The organism is Mesorhizobium sp. M4B.F.Ca.ET.058.02.1.1, assembly GCF_003952505.1.
GTDB lineage: Bacteria > Pseudomonadota > Alphaproteobacteria > Rhizobiales > Rhizobiaceae > Mesorhizobium.
This window is the reverse complement of the sequence record NZ_CP034450.1, coordinates 1,247,077-1,264,373: the sequence shown is the minus strand read 5'-3', so window position 1 is coordinate 1,264,373 and position 17,297 is coordinate 1,247,077. Positions and strand designations below refer to the sequence as shown.

General features: G+C 64.3%; 15 protein-coding genes. 6 read left to right on the top strand and 9 right to left on the bottom strand.

Annotation, left to right across the window (positions count from 1 at the left end):
• Positions 1–7 precede the first annotated feature (7 nt).
• Positions 8–469 (bottom strand): Lrp/AsnC ligand binding domain-containing protein, encoded by a 462-nt coding sequence (locus tag EJ073_RS06410; protein ID WP_126054981.1) that lies wholly within the window; start codon positions 467–469, stop codon positions 8–10.
• A 131-nt stretch (positions 470–600) separates the two neighbouring features.
• On the opposite strand from EJ073_RS06410, the gene EJ073_RS06405 reads away from it, so the two are divergent.
• On the top strand, positions 601–1,596 hold the full coding sequence (locus EJ073_RS06405; protein WP_245455477.1) for an ornithine cyclodeaminase family protein: 996 nt from the start codon (positions 601–603) through the stop codon (positions 1,594–1,596).
• Positions 1,597–1,658: 62 nt separating this feature from the next.
• On the opposite strand, the gene EJ073_RS06400 is transcribed toward EJ073_RS06405, so the two are convergent.
• A complete protein-coding gene (locus EJ073_RS06400; RefSeq protein WP_126054980.1) occupies positions 1,659–2,882 on the bottom strand; it encodes an MFS transporter in 1,224 nt (407 codons plus the stop codon).
• A gap of 120 nt (positions 2,883–3,002) precedes the next feature.
• Here EJ073_RS06400 and EJ073_RS06395 point away from each other — a divergent pair, with 120 nt between their 5' ends.
• Positions 3,003–3,761 carry a DeoR/GlpR family DNA-binding transcription regulator gene (locus tag EJ073_RS06395; protein WP_126054979.1) on the top strand — a complete coding sequence of 253 codons (759 nt, stop codon included), beginning with the start codon at positions 3,003–3,005 and terminating at the stop codon, positions 3,759–3,761.
• Between the two features lie 49 nt (positions 3,762–3,810).
• Here the strand turns inward: EJ073_RS06395 and EJ073_RS06390 are convergent, their stop codons facing one another.
• A complete protein-coding gene (locus EJ073_RS06390) occupies positions 3,811–3,963 on the bottom strand; it encodes a DUF1059 domain-containing protein (RefSeq protein WP_245455686.1) in 153 nt (50 codons plus the stop codon).
• A gap of 227 nt (positions 3,964–4,190) precedes the next feature.
• Here EJ073_RS06390 and aspS point away from each other — a divergent pair, with 227 nt between their 5' ends.
• Positions 4,191–5,978, top strand: coding sequence for an aspartate--tRNA ligase (aspS, locus tag EJ073_RS06385; RefSeq protein WP_190233863.1), 1,788 nt, complete (start codon positions 4,191–4,193; stop codon positions 5,976–5,978).
• A gap of 232 nt (positions 5,979–6,210) precedes the next feature.
• Here the strand turns inward: aspS and EJ073_RS06380 are convergent, their stop codons facing one another.
• Positions 6,211–7,401: a hypothetical protein gene (locus EJ073_RS06380; RefSeq protein ID WP_126054976.1), complete on the bottom strand. Its 1,191-nt coding sequence runs from the start codon at positions 7,399–7,401 to the stop codon at positions 6,211–6,213.
• A 392-nt stretch (positions 7,402–7,793) separates the two neighbouring features.
• Here EJ073_RS06380 and parC point away from each other — a divergent pair, with 392 nt between their 5' ends.
• Together parC and EJ073_RS06370 are read left to right on the top strand one after the other, a co-directional pair.
• A complete protein-coding gene (gene parC, locus EJ073_RS06375; RefSeq protein ID WP_126054975.1) occupies positions 7,794–10,046 on the top strand; it encodes a DNA topoisomerase IV subunit A in 2,253 nt (750 codons plus the stop codon).
• 289 nt (positions 10,047–10,335) lie between these two features.
• Positions 10,336–11,541, top strand: coding sequence for an AI-2E family transporter (locus EJ073_RS06370; protein ID WP_126054974.1), 1,206 nt, complete (start codon positions 10,336–10,338; stop codon positions 11,539–11,541).
• Here the strand turns inward: EJ073_RS06370 and EJ073_RS06365 are convergent.
• The 3 genes from EJ073_RS06365 to EJ073_RS06355 all read right to left on the bottom strand — a co-directional run bounded on the left by EJ073_RS06365 (position 11,529) and on the right by EJ073_RS06355 (position 13,986).
• Positions 11,529–12,425: an EamA family transporter gene (locus EJ073_RS06365; RefSeq protein WP_126054973.1), complete on the bottom strand. Its 897-nt coding sequence runs from the start codon at positions 12,423–12,425 to the stop codon at positions 11,529–11,531. The two genes, EJ073_RS06370 and EJ073_RS06365, sit on opposite strands and share 13 nt — an antisense overlap.
• A 186-nt stretch (positions 12,426–12,611) precedes the next feature.
• Entirely contained in the window at positions 12,612–13,376 is a 765-nt protein-coding gene (locus tag EJ073_RS06360) for an arginyltransferase (RefSeq protein ID WP_126054972.1), read from the bottom strand.
• A 139-nt stretch (positions 13,377–13,515) separates the two neighbouring features.
• Positions 13,516–13,986 (bottom strand): RDD family protein, encoded by a 471-nt coding sequence (locus EJ073_RS06355; protein WP_126054971.1) that lies wholly within the window; start codon positions 13,984–13,986, stop codon positions 13,516–13,518.
• Between the two features lie 188 nt (positions 13,987–14,174).
• On the opposite strand from EJ073_RS06355, the gene sthA reads away from it, so the two are divergent.
• Positions 14,175–15,563, top strand: coding sequence for a Si-specific NAD(P)(+) transhydrogenase (gene sthA, locus EJ073_RS06350; RefSeq protein WP_126054970.1), 1,389 nt, complete (start codon positions 14,175–14,177; stop codon positions 15,561–15,563).
• Positions 15,564–15,570: 7 nt separating this feature from the next.
• On the opposite strand, the gene EJ073_RS06345 is transcribed toward sthA, so the two are convergent.
• Both EJ073_RS06345 and EJ073_RS06340 read right to left on the bottom strand, forming a co-directional pair.
• Positions 15,571–16,677: a substrate-binding domain-containing protein gene (locus EJ073_RS06345; protein WP_126054969.1), complete on the bottom strand. Its 1,107-nt coding sequence runs from the start codon at positions 16,675–16,677 to the stop codon at positions 15,571–15,573.
• The gene (locus tag EJ073_RS06340) at positions 16,677–17,294 is read right to left on the bottom strand and encodes a 5-bromo-4-chloroindolyl phosphate hydrolysis family protein (protein WP_126054968.1); all 618 of its coding nucleotides are present in this window, start codon (positions 17,292–17,294) and stop codon (positions 16,677–16,679) included. The genes EJ073_RS06345 and EJ073_RS06340 overlap by 1 nt, the downstream gene beginning before the upstream one ends.
• Between the last annotated feature and the right edge of the window lie 3 nt (positions 17,295–17,297).

Below are 17,297 nucleotides of genomic sequence, written 5' to 3'. Positions count from 1 at the left end.
CGCCAATTCAGATCGGCAACAAGGCGTCGGGTTTCACATTGGCGATCGAAGCGTAGGTGTGCGTTTCCCGGACCCCCGGCAGCGGCAGGATGACCCGCTGCAGGAAATCCTGGAACATTGCCATGTCGGCGATGCGCGCCTTGACCAGGTAGTCGAAGCCGCCAACCACCATGTGGCATTCGATGATCTCGGGCGCCCGCAACACAGCCTCGGCGAAGCGGTCGAAGACATGCGGCGCTGTATGGTCGAGCCGAACCTCGATGAAGACAAGTTGCGCCTTGCCGATCTTGGCCGGGTCGAGGACGGCCCGCACCGCCCGGATGAAGCCTTCGCTGAACAGCCGCCTGATGCGCTGCGAGGCGCCCGTCGGCGACAGCCCGACCCGGCGGGCGAGGTCGAGCGTGGTGCGGCGGCCATCCTCCTGCAACAAACGCAGCAACGAGCGGTCGATACGGTCGAGATCGTCCATTTCAGTACTCACACTTTTTGGCCAAGTATTGCGTGATAGTCACGCGGAAATGGTCAAAACAGCATATTTCATCACGCTGTCAGGTGGCAATATCGTTCATGGGCAACTCAACCAGACCAGGGCAAGACCCCATGACATCAGCCATTTCGAACTACCGCAACGCCCACGCCAAGGGTGACACGCCGGTGCGCATATTGAGCGAGGCCGAGGTGAAAGCCTGCATCGACCTCCGCCGGCTTCTCGACGTACTGGCGGACGGCTTCCAGGCGCTGTCTGGCGGCAAGGTCGTCAATCCGGCGCGGCCCCAGCTCGACATTCCGCAGGCCGGCTATTCGCCGGCGATGCCGGCCTGGATGGCGGGCATGCATCTGACGGTGAAGATCGTCAACGTATTCGAGGGCAATATCGCCAGAGGCATCCCAAGCCATCTCGCCACCATCCATCTGTTCGACCCGCAGACGGGATTGCCGGTCTGCGTCATGGATGGCACCTACATCACCGCCGTGCGCACTTCCGGCTCGGCCGTGCTCTCGGTGCGCGAACTGGCCCGGCGCGACGTCAAGGTCGCGACTGTGGTGGGCGCCGGCGTCCAGGCCGGCCAGCACCTGCGCCTTCTGCCACTGGTCCGCGACTTCGCCGAGATCCGCATTGTCTCGAAGGAGTTCGCGGATGCGCAGGCGCTTGCGGCGCTACATCCGGGTATTGTTGCCGTCAGCGATATCGAGGCCGCGGTGCGCTCGTCGGATGTTGTCTGCCTGGCAACGCATTCCTTTGAGCCGGTGATTTCGGCCCAATGGGTGCGGCCCGGCACGCATGTCTCGTCGGTCGGCGTCGCGCCACCCGGTGGCGAATTGCCGGTCGAGCTTGTCGGCAAGGCCAGCCTTTTCGTCGAGACAAGCGATGCATTTGCCCCGACGCCGGTCGGTTCCTGTGAACTGGCTGGCATCGATCCGGAAACCGGAGCCGAACTTGGCGATATACTGCTCGGGGCGCGGCCGGGCCGGGTTAGCGCCGACCAGATCACCGTCTACAAGGCAATGGGCGTTGCCATGGAGGACATGGTGGCGGCCGACCTGGCTTACCGCGAGGCGGTCCGCCGGGGAATCGGGGCTGTCGCATCGCTGTAAAGGGTGGCAGCCGCGACGCGCCACACGTGTGCGAGCGCATCGGCTGACAACGGAAGTGCCGCTCACGCCTCGCCGGCTTGCGGCAGCATCTTCCGCGCCGGATCGGGCGCTTCGTCCGCCGGCGCGGCCGACTTGGCCGGCCGCCGGCCAAGCGAGCCGGCGGTCAGCAGGCTGAGCACGATGAACGGGATGCCGATGCCGAAGGCCGAGCGGATGCCCCAATGATCCGAGACGAAGCCGAGCAGCGGCGGGCCGAGCAGGAAGGCGACGAAGGAGATCTGCGACAACGCCGCGACGTTAATCGCCGCGGAGCGGTCCGTGCGCTGCGCGGCGGCGGAGATCGCCAGCGGGAAGATGGCGCTTGTGCCGATGCCCAGAAGCGCAAAACCCAGCATCGAGACAGCCGGCGCAGGCGAGAAAAAGACGATGAGCACGCCCGCGGCCATTGTCGCCAGCAGCACGCGTGCCACGCCGCTTGGCGAATGGCGGTCGACGAAACTGTCGGCGAAGAAGCGCGTCGTCGCCTGCGAAAACGCAAACAGCGCCACCGTGCAGCCGGCGACGAAGGGACCCGTGTCGAACACGGTGCGCATGTAGATCGCCGACCAGTCGATACTGGCGCCTTCCAGCAGCATCGCCGACAGTGTCACCGCGACGAGGACCAGGATCGGCAATGTCGGCCGCGCGAACATGGGCGCGGCATCGCCGGTGCCGGTTTGACGGGCGGGCGCCGGCTCGTAGCCACCGAGAAAGAGCATCATCGACAGGCCCACCATCGGCACGACGACGGCGAGATGGAGTTGTGGCGACAGTCCGAGATGCGCGAGCGCGCCGCCGAACAGCCCGGCACCGAAGAAGCCCATGCTCCAGAACGAGTGCGCCCGGTTCATGATCCGGCGTCCGAGCAGGAACTCGGTCCTGTCAGCCTCGACGTTGAGAATGATCTCGACGCTGCCGATCATAAGGCCGACCGGAAGCAGCATCAGGAACAGCGCAAGCGGTCCCGGCGCGTGCACCGCGATGGCATAGGCGAGCGCGATGAGCGGCACCAAGCCGAGCAGCGCGCGGCGGAAGCCGACGCGTTCAAGCACCGGCGCCGCCAGCGTCAGCGCCGTCAAGGTGCCGATCGGCGTTCCGATCAGGCTGAGCCCGAGCGTGCCGTCCTCGATCTCCATGGCGCGCTTGATGTCGGGGAGCCGCGGGAAGATGTTGCCCATGGCGAAGGAATAGATCGCGAACCCGGCATAGACGCGGTGTTGAGGGGCAAGGCTGAGACCAAAACGCATCGTGGTGCTTTCAATGAAAGTGGGTCGACGGCTGGCTTGTCCAGCAGTCCGACAAGGCTCACTCCTTGCACAAACGTGCAAAACATGCAAGAACGTGCAGAACAAAAACAGGATCATGCAATGCTGACCGATCAACGACAGCAGATCATCCGCGACCGTCTTGCGGCCGAGGGGAGGGTGCTGGCCGGAGAACTGGCGAGCCACTTCGGCGTTTCCGAGGATACGGTCCGCCGCGATCTCAGGGAGCTGGCGAAAGCGGGCAAGTGCCGCCGCGTCTATGGCGGCGCGGTCGCATCGGCACCTTTGGCCGCGGCAACAGTCAGCCAGCGCAGCGGGCACGCGGTCGAGGAGAAGATGCGGCTGGCGAGCGCGGCAGTGAGGCTGCTTTCCGCCGGACAGAGTCTGTTCATAGATGGCGGCACCACCAACGCGGCGATAGCCAGGGCCATTCCGCGCGAGCTCGAGCTGACCATCGCCACCAATTCGCTGGATGTCGCCTCGGCGCTGTCCGATCATCCGTCGGTCGCGTTGATCGTGCTCGGCGGCAGGTTCGTCCGCGACCTCGGAACCTGCGTCGGCGCCGATACGCTGGCGGCCGTCTCGCAGCTTGGCGCCGATCTATGTTTCCTGGGCTCCTGCGGCCTCGACGCCGCGCGCGGCGTGACGGCCTTCGATTCGGCCGAGGCCGAGGTGAAGCGCGCTATGGCCAGGAACAGCGCCGGCCTTGTCATCGCCGTCACCAACGACAAGCTGGCGACAGCGGCGCCCTACCGCGTCGCCAAGCCCGAAGCGATCCGCCATCTGGTGGTCGAAAAGACCGCGCCGGCCGCGATCCTCGCCGATTTCGAACGCCAGGGTGCTGAAATCCATTTCGCGTGAGAGGCCAAAGCGGCACGCCTGTGTGGCTGGTGGCGTCTCAGTCCAAAAACTAGCTGGCGATCATCATCGCTTGTAGTTGTTGCCGATCCTCTGTGGACCACTGGCTTGGGTCTTCCCCATGCGCGGACTTCGCGTGAAGCTCAACGTGCTGCATGACTTCTTCCGCGCTTTCTGCCGTAAACCTCCCCGGACAGGCTTCCATCCCGGGATAGTCCTTGCACCGATACGTGTACGCCATCGCTGCCTCCATCTTAGGAACATCTAATGGAGCGACCGCCTGCGGCCTTTGTCAACCGGCTCTGCAATTTCAACCGAGACACTACCGCGTGACCGCTTGCCTTGACAAAACCGGCCTCCCATGCGCTTTTCGCGCCAATTTTCGAGGCGGGCCTTCGGTCCGCAATCAGCATCCGGACTTCATCCATGACAATGCATCGTTACCGCAGCCATACCTGTGCCCAATTGAGAAAGAGCGACGTCGGAAATTCCGTTCGGCTGTCGGGCTGGGTGCATCGCGTGCGCGACCATGGCGGCCTACTGTTCATCGACCTGCGCGACCATTACGGCCTGACCCAGATCGTCGCCGATCCGGATTCGCCGGCCTTCAAGATCGCCGAGACCGTGCGCGGCGAATGGGTCATCCGCGTCGACGGCGAGGTCAAGGCGCGCCTGCCGGAGACGGTGAACGCCAACCTGCCGACCGGCGAGATCGAGATTTTCGCGCGCGAGATCGAGGTGCTGTCGGCGGCCAAGGAACTGCCGCTGCCGGTGTTCGGCGAGCCTGACTACCCGGAAGACATCCGCCTTAAATACCGCTTCCTCGACCTGCGCCGCGAGACGCTGCACAGGAACATCGTGGCGCGCACAAAGGTCATCGCCGAGATGCGCAAGCGCATGGGCGAGGTCGGCTTCACCGAATTCTCGACGCCGATCCTGACCGCGTCCTCGCCCGAAGGCGCGCGCGACTTCCTGGTGCCGTCGCGCATCCATCCCGGCACCTTCTACGCCCTGCCGCAGGCGCCGCAGCAGTACAAGCAGCTGATCATGGTCTCGGGCTTCGACCGCTATTTCCAGATCGCGCCGTGCTTCCGCGACGAGGATCCGCGCGCCGACCGTCTGCCCGGCGAATTCTACCAGCTCGACCTCGAAATGAGCTTCGTCGAGCAGGACGATGTGCTGTCGACCATGGAGCCGGTGCTTCGCGAAGTGTTCGAGAGCTTCGCCGCCGGCAAGCCGGTGACGCAGAAATTCCGCCGCATCCCCTATGACGAGGCGATGCGCACCTACGGCACCGACAAGCCGGACCTGCGCAACCCGATCGAGATGCAGGCCGTATCGGATCATTTCCGCGAGTCCGGCTTCAAGGTGTTCGCCAACATCCTGGCCAATGATCCGAAGGCCGAGGTCTGGGCCATTCCGGCCAAGACCGGCGGCAGCCGCGCCTTCTGCGACCGCATGAATTCGTGGGCGCAGGGCGAGGGCCAGCCGGGCCTCGGCTACATCTTCTGGCGCAAGGAAGGCGACAAGCTCGAAGGCGCCGGTCCGATCGCCAAGAACATCGGCGAGGTGCGCACCGAGGCGGTCCGCCAGCAGCTTGGCTTGGCCGACGGCGACGCCGCCTTCTTCGTCGCCGGCGACCCGAAGAAATTCGTCTCCTTCGCCGGTGCCGCGCGCACCCGCGCCGGCGAGGAACTGAACCTCGTCGACCGCGACCGTTTCGAGCTTTGCTGGATCGTCGACTTCCCGTTCTTCGAATGGAACGAGGAAGAGAAGAAGATCGACTTCGCCCACAATCCGTTCTCCATGCCGCAGGGCGGCATCGAGGCGCTGGGCGGCGAGGATCTGCTCGGCATCAAGGCGTTCCAGTACGACATGGTCTGCAACGGCTTCGAGATCGCCTCCGGCGGCATCCGCAACCATCTGCCGGAGACCATGGTCAAGGCCTTCGAGACGGTCGGACTCGACCGCGCCACCGTCGAGGAGCGCTTCGGCGGCCTCTATCGCGCCTTCCAGTATGGTGCGCCGCCGCATGGCGGCATGGCGGCCGGCATCGACCGCATCGTGATGCTCTTGGTCGGCGCCAAGAACCTGCGCGAGGTCACCATGTTCCCGATGAACCAGCAGGCCTACGACCTTCTGATGAACGCGCCCGCGGAAGCCACGCCGCAGCAATTGCGCGAACTGTCGCTGCGCGTCGCCGTGGCAAAGAAGGACTGACGGCAGCGTTGCAACTGCTCTTTCTCCCCGTCTCTATACGGGGAGAAATGTCCGGCAGGACAATGAGGGGCAGCGCGGACGTCGGTGATTTGCGAGCGGTCGTGGCAGCTGAAGCCTTCTGACAGGCAATCGGGTCAGAAACTGAATTTCATATTTGCAGGCGTCGGCGCTGCCCCTCATCCGCCTGCCGGCACCTTCTCCCCGTATCACGGGGAGAAGGCAGCTAGTCCGATCAGTCCTCGTTCGCCTTGACCTTGACGCCAAGCGTCTTCGGCAGGTCGAGCGGGTTCGACATCGCTCCGGCCATGATCAGCGCGAACGGCACCGCAGCCGGTGGCTCGGCCGAAATCTCCAGACTCTTCGGATCGTCGAGATATTTGCCGACCGCAGCCGTTACCTCGGCCGTCAGCTCAGGATTGTTGAGCTGGGCCATGCCGAACGGCACGATCGCCTTGGCCTGATTGGCGATGTCCTTGCCCGACATGCCCTGCTGCTTTCCAACATAGTCCAGCACCTTGTTGGTCAGCGAATCGTCGTCGAAGCGGATCGAGGCGCTGTTGAACGAAAGCTGCTGCAACAGGCCGAGCATGGCCATGCCCTGCGCCGAATTGTCGGCGCCTTCGGGCTGCGCGGCCATCTTCTTCTGCATCTCCTGCAGCGACTTGATGAAGTCGAGCGTATAGCCGCCGAGGCCGAAGGTCATGCCGAGCTTGCCGGCATTGTCGACCGCAATGTCGTATTTCGACAGCTCCATCTTGCCGTCCGCCGGCTGCCACGTGCCGGCGATGTCGATATTGCCCGAAATGTTCTGGTATCCGAGCGCTTCGATGGCCTCCTTGGACTTGGGGTCTTCGACCAGGGTCAGGTCGGCATTGAACTTTTCCGTCGTGCCGGAAAATTCCATCGCCTTGCCGTCCTCCGGCGGGCTGACCTCGATGGCAAGTCCGTCCATCGAGAAGGCGGTCTTGTCGGCAACCTTGACCGTCATGTTGGAGAGCTCGGCCGACTTGTACATCATCAGCGAGCCGAGCGGGCCAGTGGCGCCTTCGGCCGGCACCGTCATGTCATGGATCACGAACGGGCTGAGCGACAGCGTGACGCCGTCCTTGCTGTGCTCGAGGGCCGCGGTCGAGACGGTTTCGATGTCATAGCCGCCATCGGCTTCGCTGACGCCTTCGAGCTTGACGTCGCCGATGGTCAGCGGCTCCTTCTCGCCGGCCGGCTTCACGGCCACGCCCTGCAGCACCATGTTGGACTCGTCGCCACTCACCCCGGTCCAGGAGATGTCGACGCCCTGGGCGGCAAGCGCCGCCTTGAGGCGATCGGCGACGGCGGTGTCCTGCGCGAAGGCGGCATTGAGCGGCAGCGTCAGCAGGAAGGTCGAGAAAGCCAGTTTCTTGAGAGTTGAGCGTTGGAATGTCATCACGAAGTCCCCTGAGAGTTGTCCTGAAATTGCTTCTTGATCCTATGCGCCATCACCATTCCGCGACGAACTGGACGGGAAAAAGGTGTCTCCCGGCACAATGGTCGAAAATCACGGTGAAAGGCAAATGGCGGGCCGACCTCATCGCTTGAAGCGGTGAATTTGTCATGAAGATCGGGTTTCCATGCGGCATCGCCCTGCCATAGACAGGGCGTGTAACAGGTTGATGTTGGCTGGCGCCGTCATGCGGGCAATCGATGTTGCAGTTGGGCCGCAAATTGGCCGGCGAGCGTCGCCAATTCCGTGAAATCCGTCACACCCGTGGGCTTGAGAGGCGCGGATTAGGCCAGCCGGCGCTTGCCGCGAATCACCCGCTCGGCTAGTGCAAACCCATGGGAAAAAGGCTTTTGCCGCCTTCGGATGGCGGCGGTGACCATATCGAACCGGTCGATCTGAAGAAGGCGCTCGAGGAGCGCTATCTCGCCTATGCGCTGTCGACCATCATGCACCGGGCATTGCCGGATGTGCGCGACGGGCTGAAGCCCGTCCATCGCCGCATCATGCATGCCATGCGGCTGCTGAGACTCAACCCCGACCAGGGCTTCGCTAAATGCGCGCGTATCGTCGGCGAGGTGATGGGCAAGTTTCATCCGCATGGCGACCAGTCGATCTATGACGCGCTGGTGAGGCTGGCGCAGGATTTCTCGATGCGCTACCCGCTCGTCGACGGGCAGGGTAATTTCGGCAATATCGACGGCGATAACGCCGCCGCCATGCGCTACACCGAAGCGCGCATGACCGATGTGGCGACGGAGCTGCTCGCCGGCATCACCGAGGATGCCGTCGACTACCGCCCGACCTACAATGAGGAGGACGAGGAGCCGGTCGTGCTGCCCGGCGCCTTCCCCAACCTGCTCGCCAACGGCTCGTCCGGCATTGCAGTCGGCATGGCGACCTCGATCCCGCCGCACAATGCCGCCGAGCTCTGCGACGCGGCGTTGCATCTGATCGAGAATCCCGACGCGCCGGTGACCGCGCTGATGGACTTCGTCCAGGGCCCGGATTTCCCGACCGGCGGCATCATCGTCGATAGCCGCGCATCGATCCTCGAAGCCTATGAAACCGGCCGCGGCGGCTTCCGCGTCAGGGCGAAATGGGGCCAGGAGGACCAGGGCAGGGGCACCTGGAGCATCGTCGTCACCGAGATCCCCTATGGTGTCCAGAAGGCCAGGCTGATCGAGAAGATCGCCGAGCTTCTGATGGCGCGCAAATTGCCGCTGCTCGAAGACATCCGCGACGAGAGCGCCGAGGATATCCGCATCGTGCTGGTGCCGAAGAGCCGCAGCGTCGATCCCGGCATTCTGATGGAATCGCTGTTCAAGCTGACCGAGCTCGAAAGCCGCTTCCCGCTCAACATGAACGTGCTGTCGCGCGGCAAGGTGCCGAACGTGCTGTCGCTGAAGGGCGTGCTCAAGGAATGGCTGGAGCATCGCCGCGACGTACTCATCCGCCGCTCGAAGCACCGCCTCGGCGAGATCGAGAAGCGCCTCGAGATTCTCGCCGGCTATCTGATCGCCTACCTCAACATCGACGAGGTGATCAGGATCATCCGCGAGGAGGATGAGCCCAAGCAGGTGATGATGGCCCGCTGGTCGCTCACCGACACCCAGGCCGAAGCCATCCTCAACATGCGCCTGCGCGCCTTGCGCAAGCTGGAAGAGATCGAGATCCGCAAGGAGTTCGACGGGCTCACCGCCGAGAAGAAGCAGATCGAGGCGCTGCTGGCGTCCAACGCCAAGCAGTGGGCGACGATCACGTGGGAAGTCACCAGCATCCGCGACAAGTTCGGGCCCGAGACCGAGCTCGGCAGGCGCCGCACCCAGTTCGCCGACGCGCCCGAGCACGACCTGACCGACATCGCGCACGCCATGATCGAGCGCGAGCCGGTCACCGTCGTCGTCTCCGAGAAGGGATGGCTGCGGGCGATGAAGGGTCATCTGACCGACCATTCGCAGTTCACCTTCAAGGAAGGCGACAGCCTCAAGCTAGCCTTCCACGCCCAGACCACCGACAAGATCCTGGTCTTCACCACCGGCGGCAAGTTCTACACCATCGGCGCCGACCGGCTGCCGGGCGGGCGCGGCCATGGCGAGCCGATCCGCATCATCGTCGACATGGAGAACGACCAGGACATCGTCACCGCATTCGTCCACGATCCGAAGCGCAAGCTGCTTCTGGTTTCCTACGACGCCAACGGCTTCATCGTTCCGGAGGAAGAGGTCGTCGCCAACACCCGCAAGGGCAAGCAGGTGATGAACGTCAAGGCGCCCGACGAGGCCAAGCGCTGCATTCCGCTCTCAGGCGACCACCTCGCCATCGTCGGCGAGAACCGCAAGATGCTGGTGTTCCCGCTTGCCGAGATCCCGGAGATGGCGCGCGGCAAGGGCGTGCGCTTGCAGAAATACAAGGATGGCGGCGTCCTGGACATCAAGCCGTTCACGCTGGAGACAGGTCTGTCGTGGCAGGATTCGGCCGACCGCACCTTCACCCGCTCGCGCGAGGAACTGGCCGAATGGATCGGCGCCCGCGCCGCCGCCGGCCGCATGGTGCCGAAGGGTTTCCCGAGGACGGGGAAGTTCGGGTAGCGGAAGCGCCCAACCTTCTCCCCTTGTGGGAGAAGGTGGACGAGCGAAGCTCGGCCGGATGAGGGGGTGTTGGAAGGATCGCTGCCTCTCGAATGTAAGCGCTTCAAATCCTTGAATCTCTTGACGTCGCGTTTCTTCCAGCACCCCTCATCCGTCTCGGCGCTGCGCGCCGATCCACCATCTCCCACAAGGGGAGAAGGAAAAGCCTCCGCCCAATCATTTGGACTATCGTCACGATTGCTGCACTATGATGGTGCATAAGCAACCCGGGCAGGGGAGAAATGCACGTTTGAAGCAGGCTGAGATCCAGAAACCGGGGCAGCGGCTGTTCGGCCTGTCGACGCCGCTCAGGGCCGCCGTCATCCCGCCGCTGTCGGCGGCGCGCTGGCTGCTGGTGCTGATCGTCGCCGCCGGCGTCTATTTCTTCCACGGTTTCCTGTTCCCGGTGCTGGCGGCGCTGGTCATCGCTTTCGCCAGCTGGCCGCTCTACCGGCGCCTGCTCACCGCCGTCGGCGGCAACCGCACGATTGCCGCAACCTTCGCCATCCTCTTCATCCTCACCTTCCTGGTGGTGCCGATCGCGCTTGCCGGCACCTACGCCATCAATGAGCTGCGCGAATGGGTCGGCTGGGCGATCGAGACCAACCGCCACGGCGCGGTGACGCCGCAATGGATCGCCACCATGCCCATTATCGGTGAGTGGCTGAACGAGCAGTGGACGACCAATCTCGGCCATCCCGGCGGCATCGGCGAGCTGATCCAATTGGTCAGCGGCGCCAATATCGGCAGTATCTATCGCGGCGCGCTCGCCGCCGGCGGCAGCGCCTTCGGCCTGCTTTTGACGCTGCTGTTCATGATGATCGCGCTGTTCTTCGCCTATCGCGATGGCGAACATTTCGCCGCGCAGGTCGACCGCCTCGGCGAGCGCATCCTGCCGACCCGCTGGGAGCGGATCTCGCGCGTGGTGCCGGCGACGATCTCGTCCACCGTCACCGGCATGACCATCATCGCCATCGGCGAAGGAGTGGTGCTCGGCGTCGCCTACTGGCTGGCCGGCGTGCCGTCGCCGGTGACGCTTGGCGCATTGACCGGCATCATGGCGCTGATCCCCGGCGGCGCACCGCTCTCCTTCACCCTGGTGTCGATCTACCTTGCCGCCAGCGGCTCTCTGATGGCGGGGCTGGCGCTGTTCACCTGGGGCGCGGTCGAGCTCTTCATCGTCGACAAGACGCTGCGCCCCAAGCTGGTTGGCGGGCCGATCAAATTGCCTTTCCTGCCGACCTTTTTCGGCCTGATCGGCGGCGTCAAGACAATGGGCTTCCTCGGCCTGTTCATCGGCCCCGTGCTGATGGCGCTCCTGGTCGCGATCTGGCGCGAGTGGCTGCGCGAGGTCGAGCTGATGGACGATTCCGCCGCCACGGCGCTTGCGGAGACCAAGGACGGCCCGCCGCAGATCGAGATCGCCGCCGAAAAGAAGAAGCTTCAGACCGGGTGACTGACCGCCAGCGTGGCGCGGCGCTTGCGCCCCTCATGCAACTGCCACAGCGAATGGCCGACAAGCGTCACGATCAGCATCGCGCCGCCGATCAGGCTGTTGCGCGACGGGGTCTCGGCGAAGATCATCCAGACCCAGACCGGCGCCAGCACCGTTTCCAACAGGTAGAACATCGCCACTTCCGGCCCTGTGATGTATTTCGGCCCGTTGGCGAGGCAGAAGAAGGAGACCGGCATGATCACGGCGCCGTTGAAGATGATCCACCACGGCGCATCCACCTGAAAGCCGGTCTTCCAGACCATGAAGGCGGCGACGGTGAAGGGCAGCACCACGCCGATAAGCGAGGTGAAGCCCATGTCCTTGCCGCTGGCGCGTGAGATGGTGATCGCGCAGGCGACGCAGAGCGCGGAGCACAGGGCCATGACGTCGCCGAACAGATATCCGCTGCCGATGGAGTCGCCGACGATGATGGCGACGCCGAGGATCATCACCGCCAGCGCCACCAGCGTCAGCGGCCGTGGCCGTTCTTTCAGGAACAGCCAGGACAGCAACGCCGAGAACATGGTGGTGAAGGCGAGGATGAAGACGAGGTCGGCGGTCGAGGTGTTGTAGACGGCGGTGATGAAGGCGATCGAGCCGAGCCCGTAAAGCGTCGCCACCGCAAGCCCCGCCCGGCCGGGAACGAGTTGCGGCGCCCGGTCGCTCAGCGAGCGCCAGACCGTCCAGATGAGAATCCCGGCAAGGAAAGTTGTGCCGGTGCGCAGCAACAGGATTGTCCATGCCTCGCCATGGGCGAGCCGGATCAGCGGGATGTCGACGGTCAGCGTCAGGCCGCCAATGGCGGTGAGCAGAAGGCCTTTCTGGTGGTCGTGGTGGGAGGACATGTCGGTAATTCTCGCAATGAATTCGCGCGGACAGCCGGCGGCGCGACAGCGCATTCTCTCGCCGTTCGGCGACAAGACCAGCATCCCGCTGCTTGAAACAGTTTGCAGTGATTACGCAATTCCGGACGGAAAACCGCTACACACTTTTCCTGGAATTGCTTCTAGGTCGGGCTTGGAAAGGGTTAGTCAGCGCGTGACCGCTTCGTGGTCGTAGCGTTCCCAGCCTTTCGGGCCGAGATGCTCCTGCGGCATGAAACGCATTTTATAGCTCATCTTGCGTGAGCCGTTGACCCAGTAGCCGAGATAGACATGGGGCAGGCCCATGGCTCTCGCTCGGGCGATATGGTCGAGGATCATGAAGGTGCCGAGCGAGCGGTCCTCGAAGTCCGGATTGAAGTAGGAATAGACCATCGACAGACCGTCGGCCATCTTGTCGGTTAGCGCCACCGCGATCAGCTCGCCCTGGCCCTTGCCGGTGATGAAGGTGTCGGGGCCGCGCCGCCTGTATTCGATGATCTTGGTGTCGACATGCGTGTCCTCGACCATCATGGCGTAGTCGAGCACCGTCATGTCGGACATGCCGCCGCGGCGGTGGCGGGCGTCGAGATAGGCGCGAAACAGCGAATACTGCTCGGTCGACGGCTGCGCGTCGTGCATGGCGCCGACGAGGTCGGCATTGTGCTGGATCACCCGCTTCATGTTGCGGCTGGCGGTGAACTCCTGCGCCAGGATGCGCACCGACACGCAGGCGCGGCAGGTTTCGCAGGCGGGCCGGTAAGCGATGTTCTGCGAGCGCCGGAAGCCACCTTGCGTCAACAGGTCGTTCATCTCGGGCGCCTTGTCGCCGACAAGGTGGGTAAACACCTTGCGCTCGAACTGGCCCTCCAGATACGGGCACGGCGACGGCGCGGTCAGGAAGAACTGCGGCGACTGGGTCGGATGCTGCGTCATCGAGTCTAGGAAACGCTCCTGCGAATCGCCTTACCTTTGGCCCGGTTGGCGAAAAATTCAACAGGATTATGAGGCGGCGGCCAACCGAAGTCCTTCATATTTGCGGATAAGCGCTCGCGCCGGCCTTCGGAGAGCGGCGTTAGTGGTCGGTGCGGCTGACCACTGTGCCAAGCACCAGGTCGTGCAGCGTGCGCTTGCGGTCCGAAAACAGCGTCACCAAGAGCACCAGCGGCGTCAGAATGACGTTGCCGGCCCAGAACAGCACCGAATGCACGACGGCGGTCAGCCCATCTATGCGGCTGCCGTCGAGGCGGTCGAGCCGGATGCCCATCAGCTTCATGCCGGTGGTGGCCTGGTCGACGCTGCCCAGCGTGTTCCAGATGTAGAGGACGGCGACCGCCGGCACGAGCACCGAAAACAGCATCCAGCCAAGGCCGAGCGTCAGCAGTCCGAAGACGAACACCAGGATCGCGAACGGGATGGTGAGCAGCCCGATGACCAGGTAGTCGATCATGCAAGCCAGGATGCGCCGCGTGCGCACGCCGTCATAGGCGCGCACGTCGTCGAGCCTGCTGGTGATGATTTCGCCGTCAAGTACACGCGCGTTCATGTCATGTCCTCGTAACCGGGCCCGCGATAGGGTGCGGGCGATCCGCCATTGAAATGGTGAAAGCCGATGGCGGAATCAAGATCGTCGGTCGGGTTGCGACGTGCGGAGGTCGCTGAAGCGGTTGAATTCACGGCTCGGATGGCGTTAGCTTGCTGCGGCGCAGCAAGACGCCGAGGGGATGGGGCAATATGGACTATGACATGCTGGTCATCGGCAGCGGGCCTTCGGGACGCCGCGCCGCGGTGCAGTCGGCCAAGCTTGGCAAGTCGGTGCTGGTGGTCGACAGGGGGCGTCGCCTCGGCGGCGTCTCGGTGCACACCGGCACCATCCCGTCGAAGACACTGCGCGAGACGGTGCTCAACCTTTCAGGCTGGCGCGAGCGTGGCTTCTACGGTCGCGGCTACCGGGTCAAGCAGGACATCTCGGTCACCGACCTCATCGAGCGGCTGCACAAGACGCTCGACCACGAGGTCGAGGTGCTGCAGCACCAGTTCATGCGCAACGGCGTCAAGAGCGCGCGTTCCACAGCGAAATTCCTCGGCCCCAACAAGGTCAGCCTGACGAGCGACAATGGCGATTACAGCGAGGTCGGTTTCGCCAATGCGCTGATCGCCGTCGGCACCAGACCGCACCGGCCGCGCGACGTACCGTTCGACAAGACCCGCGTCTTCGACAGCGACGAGATGCTGGAACTCAACCGGCTGCCGCGCACGCTGACCGTGATCGGCGCCGGCGTCATCGGCGTCGAGTACGCGACCATCTTTTCGGCCCTCGACGTGCCGGTGACGCTGGTCGAGCCGCGCAACACCATCCTCGATTTCGTCGACCGCGAGATCGTCGACGACTTCATCCACCAGATGCGCGATCGCGGCATGACGATCCGCCTCGGCAGCACGGTCAAGGAGATTACCTCCAAGCCCGATTATGCCGAGGTCACCCTTGCCGATGGCCGCACCATCCGCTCCGAGATCGTGCTTTATGCCGCCGGCCGCAGCGGCAATCTTGGCAGCCTCGGCCTCGACGTGGTCGGCATCGAGTCCGACTCCAGGGGCCGCATCAAGGTCGACGCGAACACGTTCCAGACCAGCGTGCCCAACATCTATGCCACCGGCGACGTCATTGGCTTCCCGAGCCTTGCCTCGACTTCGATGGAGCAGGGCAGGGTGGCCGCCTGTCATGCTTTCGGCGTCACCCTGCCGCCGCCGCCGGAAACCTTTCCCTATGGCATCTACGCCGTGCCCGAGATCTCCACGGTCGGCCAGTCGGAGGAGCAGGTGCGCGAGAGCGGCGCCGCCTACGAGGTCGGCGTGGCGCGCTTCCGCGAAACCTCGCGCGGCCACATCATGGGCGTGAATTCAGGCTTCCTGAAGCTGTTGTTCTCGGTCGAGACGCGCCGGCTGCTCGGCGCCCATATCGTCGGCGAGGGCGCCACCGAACTGATCCATATCGGCCAAGCGGTGATAAATCTCGGCGGCACGGTCGACTTCTTCGTCAACAATACCTTCAACTACCCGACCCTGGCCGAGGCCTACAAGATCGCCGGGCTCGATGCCTGGAACCGCATGGGGCAGGGATAGGCGCCGCTCAGCCTTCCAGCTGGGCAAGCAGCGACAGCATCACATCGGCCGAAGGCATCGGCAGCACTGCTTCGATCTCGGCCGGCCGCACGCCGGCAATTGCGTCGGCGTCGCCGGCAACGGTTCCGAGCGGCCCGCGGAAACCGTGCTTCGACCAGGCGAGTTCCTGCAGCTTCGGGCTGCTCAGCGCATCGAGCAGCGCGTCGACCGCCGGATCGATGACGATCAGCGGATGCGCCGAATAGACGGTTGGGCGCGGGTAGAGGATTTCCGGCTTGGCGCCGGTGCCTGCCTGCACGCGCTGCCAGCGCGCCGGATCTGCGAGCGCCCATTCCACCAGCTGGTTCTCATAGCCCACCACCATCGGCTCGGCGCCGAGGCCGCCGGCGATGTACTGATCGAACAGCTTGCCCGATGAGGACGATTTGAGTCCCATGCTGCGGAAGATCGCCTTCGCCTGCTCGCCATGCTCGGCAAGCAGTTCCTGCGTTGCCACGTCGCCGCTCATCAGGCTGAGCACGAGGCCGGCGAACATGAAGCCGGAGTTCGAGCGATTGGGGTCAGTCGAGACGATGCGTGCCCGGCCGTAGAGTTCGTTGATGCCAAGGTCCGACCATGTCTTGCCGGCGAGGATGGCGTCGAGCAGCGCCTTCAGATCGAGCTGGTTGTAGCCGCCCTTGGCGGCAACGCTCACCAGCCCGCTTTTCTTCAGGCCTTCGACCACCGGCCCCCAGGTGTAGATCACGATCGGCGAGTTTAGCACGACCTGGTCGTTGCGGATGGCCACGCCGCTCTTGCGGGCGAGGTCGACCATGATCGAGGAGGACGGCCACAGGAATTGCGGCTTCTGCGACAGCAGCGCCGTTTCGCGCACCATCTCGACCGAGCCGGCGACGCGCGCGTCGAGCTCCAGCCCATAGCCGCCGAGCGCCCTGACGACATCGGGATCGGCGAGGAAGGCCTGCTTTTCGCCGCCGATGAAGCCGAACAGATGCGCGCGGTTGCCGAGATAACCGCGGAACTCGGGGCGGTCCTTCAGCGTCAGATAGCCGCCGGTGCCGGCAGCGGCGGCACCCAGCAGTCCCAATCCGAAAGCGCGGCGTGAAATGGCCATCAGCGACCAATGTCCTCTTTCAGCGACTCCTGAATGAGTCGCAGGTCCACGTCGAGCGTGCCGAGCTCGCTGTCGGCCAGGCTGTCGGCATAGTGCACGAAAGCATCCTGCAGCTTGGTGATGACGGCGCCGACCTTGGCCAGCCTCACCTGGCTCGGTGCGCGCCGGTTCGCTAGCGTCGCATAGCCTTCCGCCACTTCCGCCGCTTGCGGCACATAGTAGGTGAGGAAGCGGCGCACGGATGGCGCGCTCGCGGGCTTCGCCTCGACCCTGGAAATGACATCGGCGGCGATGTCGGAAAGGTTCTTGACCTTCGCTTTCATGTCCTTGTCGGCAATCGAACTCGCGGCTGCCGCCAGCTTGTCGGCAGCCGGCTGCGCCTGCGCCAGAAGCTCGCGCGCGAACGCCACCTGGCCGCCGCCGATCGAGCCGAGATCCAGGCCTTCGAACAGCTGGCGCGGCGCCAGAACGAAGACCAGCCCGGCAAAGACAAGCGCGGCAATCACCAGCGAGACCAGGAACGGGAAGTGGGTGAGGAAGCTCAGGCCGAGCAGCAGCGCGGCCGAAACCGCGCCCGCCGCGATCCAGTTCCAGTCGTTCCCGAACAGCCAGCGCATCGG